10 protein-coding genes and 2 tRNA genes are annotated in these 10480 nt (G+C 70.0%); 4 read left to right on the forward strand and 8 right to left on the reverse strand.

Going from position 1 to position 10480, the window contains the following annotated elements; all coding sequences use genetic code 11:
* The 5 genes from ACLL9L_RS14775 to ACLL9L_RS14795 all read right to left on the reverse strand — a co-directional run.
* The coding region (locus ACLL9L_RS14775) for a ClpX C4-type zinc finger protein (protein ID WP_411285422.1) at window positions 1-300 on the reverse strand (300 nt) is incomplete at its 3' end.
* Between the two features lie 232 nt (window positions 301-532).
* Window positions 533-1198: an ATP-dependent Clp protease proteolytic subunit gene (locus ACLL9L_RS14780; protein WP_411285423.1), complete on the reverse strand. Its 666-nt coding sequence runs from the start codon at window positions 1196-1198 to the stop codon at window positions 533-535.
* Window positions 1199-1227: 29 nt separating this feature from the next.
* A complete protein-coding gene (locus ACLL9L_RS14785) occupies window positions 1228-1905 on the reverse strand; it encodes an ATP-dependent Clp protease proteolytic subunit (RefSeq protein WP_411285424.1) in 678 nt (225 codons plus the stop codon).
* A 141-nt stretch (window positions 1906-2046) separates the two neighbouring features.
* A complete protein-coding gene (gene tig / locus ACLL9L_RS14790) occupies window positions 2047-3426 on the reverse strand; it encodes a trigger factor (RefSeq protein WP_411285425.1) in 1380 nt (459 codons plus the stop codon).
* A 185-nt stretch (window positions 3427-3611) separates the two neighbouring features.
* Window positions 3612-3685: transfer RNA gene (locus ACLL9L_RS14795), tRNA-Pro, on the reverse strand.
* A 107-nt stretch (window positions 3686-3792) separates the two neighbouring features.
* On the opposite strand from ACLL9L_RS14795, the gene ACLL9L_RS14800 reads away from it, so the two are divergent.
* The 4 genes from ACLL9L_RS14800 (at window position 3793) to ACLL9L_RS14815 (ending at window position 7924) form a co-directional block, all read left to right on the forward strand.
* A tRNA-Gly gene (locus ACLL9L_RS14800) sits at window positions 3793-3866 on the forward strand.
* Window positions 3867-3964: 98 nt separating this feature from the next.
* Window positions 3965-5809 (forward strand): PHA/PHB synthase family protein, encoded by a 1845-nt coding sequence (locus ACLL9L_RS14805; RefSeq protein WP_411285426.1) that lies wholly within the window; start codon window positions 3965-3967, stop codon window positions 5807-5809.
* Between the two features lie 10 nt (window positions 5810-5819).
* A complete protein-coding gene (locus ACLL9L_RS14810; protein ID WP_411285427.1) occupies window positions 5820-6731 on the forward strand; it encodes an alpha/beta fold hydrolase in 912 nt (303 codons plus the stop codon).
* Window positions 6728-7924 carry an acyl-CoA dehydrogenase family protein gene (locus tag ACLL9L_RS14815; protein WP_411285428.1) on the forward strand — a complete coding sequence of 399 codons (1197 nt, stop codon included), beginning with the start codon at window positions 6728-6730 and terminating at the stop codon, window positions 7922-7924. Before ACLL9L_RS14810 ends, ACLL9L_RS14815 begins: the two co-directional genes overlap by 4 nt.
* Window positions 7925-7963: 39 nt before the next feature.
* On the opposite strand, the gene trmB is transcribed toward ACLL9L_RS14815, so the two are convergent.
* From trmB to ACLL9L_RS14830, 3 genes are all read right to left on the reverse strand, one after another.
* The gene (gene trmB / locus ACLL9L_RS14820) at window positions 7964-8620 is read right to left on the reverse strand and encodes a tRNA (guanine(46)-N(7))-methyltransferase TrmB (RefSeq protein WP_411285429.1); all 657 of its coding nucleotides are present in this window, start codon (window positions 8618-8620) and stop codon (window positions 7964-7966) included.
* Between the two features lie 53 nt (window positions 8621-8673).
* Window positions 8674-9171, reverse strand: a complete 498-nt coding sequence (locus ACLL9L_RS14825; protein WP_411285430.1) for a DUF4395 domain-containing protein — start codon at window positions 9169-9171, stop codon at window positions 8674-8676.
* A 93-nt stretch (window positions 9172-9264) separates the two neighbouring features.
* Window positions 9265-10380, reverse strand: coding sequence for a PP2C family protein-serine/threonine phosphatase (locus ACLL9L_RS14830; RefSeq protein WP_411285431.1), 1116 nt, complete (start codon window positions 10378-10380; stop codon window positions 9265-9267).
* Window positions 10381-10480 lie beyond the last annotated feature (100 nt).

A 10480-nucleotide genomic window follows, 5' to 3' on the forward strand; every position in this document is an offset into this window, starting at 1 on the left:
CCCCGCCTGGATCCGCTTGTAGTGGTTGTAGACGGCCACCGCGAGCGCCTTCTTGGCGACGTCCTGGCCGATGACGTAGTTCTGCAGGAAGTCGAAGATCTCCCGTGGCTTGGGCAGCTCGTCGAGGCTGAGGTCGGACGACTCCGCGAGCTCCTCCTCGATGATCTCGTTGCAGAGGTCGATGCACTCGTCGCAGATGTAGACACCCGGGCCGGCGATGAGCTTCTTGACCTGCTTCTGCGACTTGCCGCAGAACGAGCATTTCAGGAGGTCGCCGCCACCGTCTCCGATGCGTGCCACGTGATGCCTCCTGTTGGTGCTGCCGCGGGTGCTGCCGAGATCCTGCTCCGGATGACGCTACCTTCCTTGCGCCGCCTTCGTCCCCTATTAGACGCGGACCGCCCGCGCGCCGCACGTCTGTGGGCCCGGTTCCGCTATCGGCGGAGAGACGGCCCCCGTCCCGGGACCTCCACCGACACGGGCCGGCGTCCCCGCGCGGGGGACGCCGACCCGGTATGCCGTGTGGCGGGGCTTACTTCGCGAACGAGGTCTTGCGGGACAGGAGCACCTCGTCGATGAGGCCGTAGTCCTTGGCCTCGGCGGCGGAGAGGATCTTGTCGCGCTCGATGTCCTCGTTGACCTGCTCGGGGGTGCGCCCCGTGTGACCGGCCAGCGTCTCCTCGAGCCACGTGCGCATGCGCAGCACCTCATTGGCCTGGATCTCGATGTCCGACGCCTGACCGAACTCCCCACCCGCGAGCGCGGGCTGGTGAATGAGGATACGGGCGTTGGGCAGGGCGAACCGCTTGCCCGGCGCGCCGGCAGCCGTCAGCACGGCGGCGGCCGAGGCAGCCTGACCGACGACGAACGTCTGCACGTCAGGGCGGATGTACTGCATCGTGTCGTAGATCGCCGTCATCGCCGTGAACGATCCGCCGGGGCTGTTGATGTAGAGGATGATGTCGCGGTCCGGGTCCTGTGACTCGAGCACGATGAGCTGGGCGATGATGTCGTCTGCCGACGCGTCGTCGACCTGGACGCCGAGGAAGATGATGCGGTCCTCGAACATCTTCGTGTAGGGGTCGAGGCGCTTCATCCCGTAGGACGTCCGCTCCTCGAACTGGGGCAGGATGTAGCGGCTCGAGGGCTGGGGGACCTGCAGACCGCCAGCGGTTGCTCCGAACGGGTTCACAGTCATCGTTTCTCCAATAGTCCGTTCTCGAGCCGTCACTTCGCGGCCGGCGTCTCGCCGGTCGCGTCGTCGGACTTCCCGCCGGTCAGCGGGGCGTCACCCTCGGGCTTGCCGCTCTCGGCCTGCTCCGCGCGGGAGAAGACGTGGTCCACGAAGCCGTAGGCCTTGGCGTCCTCGGCCGCGAACCACCGGTCGCGGTCGGAGTCCTTCTCGATCTGCTCGAGGGTCTGGCCGGTGTGCTCGGCGATGAGCTCCGCCATCTGCTTCTTGATGTGGAGCATCTGCTCGGCCTGGATCTTGATGTCGCTCGCGGTGCCACCGATGCCGCCGGAGGGCTGGTGCATCATGACCCGGGCGTGCGGCGTCGCGTAGCGCTTGCCGGGGGTGCCGGCACTGAGGAGGAACTGCCCCATCGAGGCCGCCATCCCCATCACCACGGTCGCCACGTCGTTGGGGACCCACTGCATGGTGTCGAAGATCGCCATGCCCGCGGTTACCGAGCCGCCGGGACTGTTGATGTAGAGCCAGATGTCCTTGTCGGGGTCCTCGGCGGTGAGCAGCAGCATCTGCGCACAGATGGCGTTCGCGTTGTCGTCACGCACCTCGGAGCCGAGGAAGATGATCCGTTCCTTGAGCAAGCGGTTGTAGATGTGATCGTCCAGCCCGCCGGCCAAACCTGCACCTGCGGCGACGATCTCGTTCCTGTGGGCCACCTTGGTCTCCATCGTCTTTGGGGTTGAGCCTGTGTCTGTCAATGACCCTAACGCCCGCCCCGCGTCGGGGAATCCCCAAACGGGCGGTGTTCGCCCTGAGCGCACAGTGCCCCCGTGGGGTCGGTGGAACGGGCTCCCGGCTCAGGCCCTGACGTCGTCGCGCTCGGCCTCGCGCTCGGCCTCGGCCGGGACATCCGTCTCGACGGCGTCCTGCGCGCCCGTGGGCGCCTCGTCGTCCTCGGCGCCGGCCGGGTCCTCGGGGCCCACGTCGTTGAGGTCGATCTGCGTGCCGGCCGTGTCGACGACCGTGGCCTGCTCGAGCACGTGGGCGAGCGCCTTGCGGCGGGCGACCTCGGCGACCATCGCGGGCACCTGGCCCTGCTTGTCGATCGTCTGGGCGAACTCGTTGGGATCCATGCCGTACTGCTGCGCCGACATGACGATGTACTCGACGAGCTCGGGCTGGCCGACCGAGATCTGCTCCTTCTCGGCGATGGCGTCGAGCAGGAGCTGGGCCTTGAGCGCCTTGCGGGTGGTCGCGTCGACCTCGGCGCGGTGCTCGTCGTCGTCGAGGCGGTCCTCGCCCTCGAGGTGGGAGCGGACCTCGGCCTCGACGAGGCCGTCCGGCACGGGGACGTCCACGGTGTCCATGAGCTGGTCAAGGATCCGGTCGCGGGCCTGGATGCCCTGCTCGAACTTCTTGGCCTGCTCCGCCTGACTGGTGACGTCGGCGCGCAGCTCCGCGAGGGTGTCGAACTCCGAGGCGAGCTGGGCGAAGTCGTCGTCGAGCTCGGGGAGCTCGCGCTCCTTGACGGACTGGACGGTGACGACGCACTCGGCGTCCGCGCCCTCGTTTTCGCCGCCGGCGAGCGGCGCGGTGAAGGACTTGGTCTCCTCGGCCGTCATGCCGAGCAGCGCCTCGTCGAGACCCTCGAGCATGTTCTTGCTGCCGACCTCGTAGGAGACGCCAGTGACGGCGTCGATCTGCTCGCCGTTGATTGTCGCCGACAGGTCGAGCGAGACGAAGTCACCCTCCTCGACGGCCCGCTCGACGCCCTTGAGGGTGCCGAAACGCTGGCGCAGCGCCAGCAGGCGCTCGTCGATGTCCTCGTCCGTCGCGGCGACCTCGTCGACCTCGACCTTGATGCCGGCGTAGTCCGGGAGGGTGATCTCCGGGCGCACGTCGACCTCGGCGGTGAACTTGAGCTCCTGGCCCGCTTCGGCCGGCACCTCGGTGACGTCGATGTCGGGCTGGCCGAGCGGACGGACCTTGTTGTCGTCGATGGCCTGGCCGTAGAACTTCGGCAGGGCCTCGTTGACGGCCTCCTGGAGGACGGCGCCGCGGCCGACGCGCTGGTCGATGATCCGGGCCGGGACCTTGCCCTTGCGGAAGCCGGGCACCTGGATCTGCTGACCGATCGTCTTGTATGCCGTGTCGAGGCTCGGCTTGAGCTCCTCGTAGGGGACCTCGACGGTCATCTTGACCCGGGTCGGGTTGAGGGTCTCGAGCGCACTCTTCACTGCGGTTTCTCCATACCTGGTTGGGTGGACGACGACGTGGTGTGTGGTGGAGCGCGGCCACTCGCATGGCTGGGCACACGGCATACGGCCGCACCGAGGGTCCATGCTAGCCGCTGGGCGTCCGCAGGCCGAATGGGACTGCGCGCCCTGCTGAGACACCACGCCCTGCTGAGACACCACGACGGTCGGGGTAACAGGATTCGAACCTGCGGCCTTCCACTCCCAAAGCGGACGCGCTACCAAGCTGCGCCATACCCCGTCACTCGCCCTCGCGGCATACGCCAGGGAACCCCGTCCGGATTGGGTTCCCACGAGTGCGGGCACTACGCTATCGCCACGGACGACCCGTCAGCATCCGGGCCACCCGCGGGCGTAGCTCAATGGTAGAGCCCCAGTCTTCCAAACTGATTACGCGAGTTCGATTCTCGTCGCCCGCTCCACCGGAACAACAGGCTGCAGGAGACGGGGAACTCGCCTAAGGTCAGTGACGTAGCGGGCCTCGGGTGAACCGGGGTCCACCGGTCCTGAAGGAGTGACCTTGGCCGTCGACTCGGTTCCCCGTCCCAGAGCACCGCGCCGCAGCGGCCCGGCGCGCCAGGGAGCACGCTCCGCCACCGCGAGGCCTCCGGGGGGCGGCTCGGGCGGCGCCCCCCGGGAGTCGCCTCCGCGGGGCAGGGTCGCGCCACCCGCGCCGGACCGTGGGCTCGGCGAGGACAACGTCGATGTTGCGGCGCCCCTCGACTCGCTGCTGGTCGACGCGGTCTTCAGCCCGCTGCGGAGGTTCAACCCCGGCATGTCGGGGCTGCGACTGGGCGCCCGCCTGGCGGCCCGCCCGCGGACGGTGGGCCGGCGGGCCACGGCGACGGCCGCGGAGCTGCTCAAGGTGGCCGCAGGGTTCTCGGCGGTCGCTCCGACGCCCAAGGACCGCCGCTTCGCCGAGCAGGCATGGCGTGACAACCCGCTCCTGCGCCGTGTGCTCCAGGCCTACCTCGTCACCGGCCGGGCGGCGACGGAGCTGGTGACGGACGCCGAGCTGGGGTGGCGGGACGACGAGCGGCTCTCCTTCGTCGCCGAGAACATCGTCGAGGCCCTCAGCCCGAGCAACAACCCCGTGCTCAACCCCGCGGCGCTGAAGGCGGCGTTGGACACCGGGGGGGCGAGCTATCTGCGGGGAGCGCGCAACTTCGTCCAGGACATGGCCGTCCCGCCCCGGGTGCCGACCATGGTCGACACGTCAGCCTTCACCGTGGGGAAGAACCTCGCGGTGACCCCGGGGTCGGTCGTGATGCGCACGGACGTCTTCGAGCTGATCCAGTACGCCCCGCAGACGGCGCGGGTGCGGGCCGTACCGCTGTTGATGGTGCCTCCGACCATCAACAAGTACTACGTCGCCGACCTCGCGCCGGGCCGAAGCATGGTGGAGCACTTCGTCGCCTCGGGTCAGCAGGTGTTCATGATCTCGTGGCGCAATCCCGACCGGAAGCATGCCGACTGGGGCCTGGACACCTACGTGCAGGCCGTCCTCGAGGCGTTGGGAGCGGTGGAGGACATCTGCGCCACCGACAAGAGCGTGCTCTTCTCGCTGTGCGCGGGCGGCATCATCTCCACCCTGGCACTCGGCCACCTCGTGGCCTCCGGGCAGGAACACCGTCTGGCGGGGTTCTCGCTCGGCGTCACGCTGCTCGACCAGTCCCGTGCGGGCCTGATGTCCTCGGTCACCAGCCCGGAGCTGGTGGCGGCCGCAGCCGCCAGGTCCCGCGCCGACGGCTATCTCGACGGCCGGTCACTGGCGGCGATCTTCGCGTGGTTGAGACCGGGGGACCTGGTCTGGAACTACTGGGTCAACAACTACCTGCTCGGCAAGCAACCCCCCGCGTTCGACGTCCTCTACTGGAACGCCGACACGACGCGGATGGCCGCCGAGCTGCACGCGGACTTCCTCGACCTGGCCGTCAGCAACGCCCTGACCCGGCCGGGAGGCGCCGAGGTGCTCGGCACGCCGGTGGACCTGTCGCAGGTCACCGTCGACTCCTACGTGGTCGCGGGCATCGCCGACCACATCTGCCCGTGGACCAGCTGCTACCGCACCGTGCAGCTGCTCGGCGGTCAGAGCCGTTTCGTGCTCTCGACGAACGGCCACATCGCTGCACTCGTCAACCCTCCCGGGAACCCCAAGTCCAGCTATCGGGCGAGCGACGACACGCCGGTCGACCCGCAGGACTTCCTCGGCTCGGTGGACCAGACCCAGGGCAGCTGGTGGACCGACTTCGTGCAGTGGCTGACCGCTCGCTCGGGCCCGGACAAGCGCGCGCCGAGGACCCTGGGCAATCCCGAGCACGAGGTGCTGGCCGAAGCGCCGGGCACCTACGTCTACGCCACGTGAGGAGCGCGACGTGACGAAGCAGCCCGCGCCCGGCGAGGCCACGCCGGCCCGGGTGCGCGTCGACGGCCTGGACATCCAGGTCTCCGTGCGCGGGAGCGGCCCGCCGCTCCTGCTCATCATGGGTCTGGGAGGCAACCTCGGAATGTGGGAGCCCCTCGAGCGGGAGCTGGTGGCGAGGGGCCTGCGCACGATCTCCTTCGACGCCCCCGGCACCGGCGGGTCCAGCGGCTGGCGGGTCCCGCGCAGGATGCCGGCCATTGCCCGCGTCGTGGAGCGGCTCCTGACGGCCCTCGGCGAGGAGCAGGTCGACGTCCTGGGCGTCTCACTGGGAGGCGCGATCGCCCAGCAGCTGGCCCATCAGGCCCCGGACCGCGTCGGCAGGCTCGTCCTCGCGGCCACCATGCCGGGGATCGGGGGCGTCCCGGGCTCGCCGGCGGTGCTCCTGAAGATGAGCACCCCGCGGCGCTACCACGACCCGGAGTACTTCCGCGCCGTCGCGGCGGAGCTGTATGGCGGCCGCTCGCGGCTGGGTGGGCCCTCGGCGATGCACCCACTTTCACGCTTCGCCCGACCGCCCACGTGGAACGGCTACCTGCAGCAGCTCTACGCCATCCAGGGCTGGAGCAGCGTGCCGTGGCTGTACCGGCTGCCGCAGCCGACGCTGGTGATCTCCGGCGACGACGACCCCATCGTGCCGCTCATCAACGGACGCATCCTCGCGTGGCTCATCCCCCGGGCGCGCCTTCACGTCGTCCGCGGCGGCGGGCACCTCTTCCTGCTGGAGGAACCCGCGACCTCCGCCGTCGAGATCGCCCAGTTCCTGCAGGACCGATCGGGCCCCGCGCCGTCCCGTGCGAGCGGCTCCTCACCTCAGCTGCGGGACCAGACCACTCTGCACCACCGACGAGAGGACCGGACATGACCAGCACCGGGTACGACCACCTTGGCGAGGCCCTGGGCACCGACTTCTTCGCGGTCCGGGAGCAGTTCACCGACGAACAGTGGGACCGGTTCATCACCACCCGACGGTTCGTCGACGAGGACGTCGTGCCGGTCGTCGGGGACTACTGGGAGCGGGCGGAGCTGCCCTGGCCGCTGATCCGGAAGCTGCCGGGACTCGGCCTGGTCGGAGAGGACATCCAGGGTTACGGCTGCGCCGGCATGAGTCCGATGGCCTGCGGGCTGGTGCACATGGAGCTGCACCGTGGTGACGGCAGCCTCGGGACGTTCCTCGGCGTGCACGCGGGCCTGGCGATGAAGGCGATCGCGATGTGCGGCTCCGAGGAACAACGCACCCGCTGGCTGCCGGACATGGCGACCATGGACAAGCTGGGGGCGTTCGCCCTCACCGAACCCGACCACGGGTCGGACTCCATCGCGCTGGAGACCACCGCACGCCGGGCCGGCGACGAGTGGGTCCTGGACGGGAAGAAGCGCTGGATCGGCAACGGCACGATCGCCGACCTCGTCGTCGTGTGGGCGCGCAACGCCGACGACGGTGAGGTCAACGGGTTCGTCGTGGAGACGCCGGCCGAGGGCTACGAGGCCACCAGGATCGATGGCAAGCTCTCACTGAGGGCGGTGTGGCAGGCCGACATCACGCTGCGCGGGGTGCGCGTCCCGGCGGAGAACCGGCTGCCCGGCGCGACCTCCTTCAAGGACACCGGCCGGGTGCTGACCACCACGCGCAGCACCTGCGCCTGGATGGCGCTCGGTCACGCGACCGCCGCCTACGACACCGCACTGACCTACGCCCGACAGCGCCGCCAGTTCGGCAAGACGCTCGTCCACTTCCAGATCGTGCAGCAGCGCCTGGTCCACATGCTGGCCGAGCTGACCAGCATGCAGCTCTACTGCATGCAGATCGGACGGCTCGCCGACGCCGGGACGCTCAGCCCCACCATGGCCGGGCTGGCCAAGATGAACAACACCCGCAAGGCGAGGGAGATCATCGCCGATGCCCGAGACCTGCTGGGGGGCAACGGCATCCTCCTCGAGAACCACGTCATGCGGCACATGGCCGACATCGAGGGCATCCACACCTTCGAAGGCACCGAGACCATGCAGACCCTCATCGTCGGCCGGGACATCACCGGCGTGACCGCCTTCTCCTGACCGGGCGCTCCACGCGGTCGATCGGCGGCCCATCACGGTTCAGGGCCGCTCGATGCGCAGCTCGGTGACGCGCCGTCCCGCCGCCAGTGCCTTGGCCTCGAAGCCGTCGGTCGGACGCCACGCCGGGCGCTCCCCGGGCCGCACGACGAACGCGCCGTGCGCCTCGACCTGCGCGATCGCGTATGCCGCGTAGTCGGGTTGGTCGGTTGCCACCAGCAGGTGCCCCTGCAGGGCGAGCCGGGTCTCGAGGAGGTCGAGCGTGCCCACACAGACGAACCGCCGCTTGGCATGCTTGGCCTTCGGCCAGGGGTCCGGGAAGAAGAGGTGGACGGCGTCCAGCTGGCCCGGGCCGACCCGGTCCTGGAGGAACACCACGGCATCCGCGCGCTCGATGCGCAGGTTCGGGACCCCGGCAGCGTCGGCCGCCGCGAGCATCCGCGCGATCCCCGGCGTATGCACGTCGAGAGCGAGGATGTCGTGGGCGGGGTGCGACCCGGCATACCTGATCGCGGACTCGCCGTGGCCGCAGCCGACCTCGAGGACGAGCGGGGCCCGTCGACCGAAGGCCCGTTCGGGGTCCAGACGGCCCTCGGGCACCGACCGGGCCGGGCCGAGGTCCTCCAGCCGGCGGCGGTTGAGGGACGAGACGCGCCCGTGTCGCGCGTTGAAGGTCCGCACGGGAGGCTGCCTGGTCACGGGACGGATGCTAGTCAGGTGGACGCTGACGGTGCGTCAGTGGTCCGAGCGCGTCAGAGGTCCGACGAAACGGTGCGACGCTGGCGCAGGGTGATGTCGGCGCACTCGAGGCAGACCTCGGCGGGCACGACGCCGAGCCGCATCAGCCCGGCAAAGCCGAGGCACCCGACGCAGATCCCGAGGATCGACTCCAGCGCGGGGAAGAGCACCATCGCCGCGCCCAGGACGAGCAGCAGCGGCTGGGCCGCTCCGGTGGCCCAGAGGAGCAGGATCACCGCGCTCATGACGGCGCCGATCGTGGCCGCGAAGCGCTTCGGCGCGCCGGCGGTCGGCTGGCGCGCGGCCGCCACCCGCGGGCGCAGCCACCGGTCCACCCCCTGAGCGACGGGGCTGACCTGGGGACCGACGGCCGCCCGGAGGGCGAAGTCGAGCAGGAGGGGGGCGTAGAGCCACCACGCTCCGGTGGCGAGGGCGAGCACGGTCAGGACGAGGACGACGGCGGCGATCAGACGCACGGACACGTCATCGACCACCCGGGGGAAACGGCTCATGTCCGTGCAGCGCCGGCCCCACGTCGCTCATTCCCGGGGGCGGGCACATCTCACGGTCCGGACGTCAGGGTCCGAACGTCACGATCCCGTCGCTCAGTCCCTCCAGATCATGACGACCGCACGGTCGTCGGTCTCGCCGGCCTTGGCCGACGCGCAGAGTCGCTGCGCACCGCCGGTGAACCCCCGGGGGACGAGGCGCTCGGCGGCGCCGAGCATCCGGTCGACGCCGACGTTGAGGTCGCGGTGCCGGGTCTCGATGACCCCGTCGGTGTAGAGCACCAGCGCGTCTCCACGGTGGAGCTGGCCCGAGGCCCTGGTGAAGGTCGCGTCCTCGATGACCCCGAGGAGCGGGCCCGCCGTGTCGCCCTGCATGGCCCAGCGCCCGGATCCGTTGACGAACTGGACCGCAGCAGGGTGGCCGGCGTTGCCGATGCTGAACTCTCCGCTCGTCAGGTCGATCGAGACGTGCACGGCGGTGGCGAAGCCCTCGTCCCACTCCTGCCGCACCAGGTAGGAGTTGGCTGCGCCGAGGAACCGCTCGGGTTCCATCTCCCCCAGCAGCCCGCCGAGGGCCCCTGACAGCAGGAGGGCGCGGGTGCCCGCCTGGACGCCCTTGCCGGACACGTCGACGAGGACCACCTCGAGCCACTGCCCCGAGTGGGAGCGGGTCGCCACCACGAAGTCCCCCGAGAAGGACTGGCCGTAGGCCGACTCGACGGCCGTCTCCGCATGCCAACGGGTGGGCAGCTCCGGCAGCTCGCCGAAGGCGCGCAGCCGGTCACGAAGGTCGACGAACATCGACTCGCCGTGGTGGCCCTGCACCCCGATCCGGGCCCGGGACCGCGAGGTCGAGAGCATGAGGACGACGACCGCCACGATGGACGCGACCGCGATGATGATCGAGGGGGTCCACCCGCGCATGGAGCTGCTGATGACGAGCTCGGTGACGAAGGTCGCGCTGACGAGCAGCATCGCGCCGGGGGCGAGGTAGAGCCCGGCCAGCAGGACGAGGGGGGCGTAGGCACCGACGTCCACCCAGCCCTCCGTCAGCAACATGACGAGGAACAACGCGAGCCCGAGGAGGATCAGAGCGGCCACCCGGAAGGCTGGCGCGGCATACGATCGCCGGGCTCTGGTGCCACGGAAGACGGCCGGGAGTCGACGCGCAGTCATCCGTCTGCGCGCCACGATTCCGGTGTTGGTGGCCACGCTCCGCACCCTAGGACGCGACCGTTCGGTGGGTGCCGTTCTTTACCAAACTCTGGTAGAAGCGGCGCGCCTTGTGACCTAATTGTCACGTTTCATCCGG

Source organism: Lapillicoccus sp. (assembly GCF_046595215.1).
GTDB lineage: Bacteria > Actinomycetota > Actinomycetes > Actinomycetales > Dermatophilaceae > Lapillicoccus.

Coding starts and splice junctions, on each gene's coding strand:
- ACLL9L_RS14780 (WP_411285423.1), bottom strand. CDS start 1,198: ATGACTGTGAACCCGTTCGGAGCAACCGCTGGCGGTCTGCAGGTCCCC.
- ACLL9L_RS14815 (WP_411285428.1), top strand. CDS start 6,728: ATGACCAGCACCGGGTACGACCACCTTGGCGAGGCCCTGGGCACCGAC.
- ACLL9L_RS14825 (WP_411285430.1), bottom strand. CDS start 9,171: ATGAGCCGTTTCCCCCGGGTGGTCGATGACGTGTCCGTGCGTCTGATC.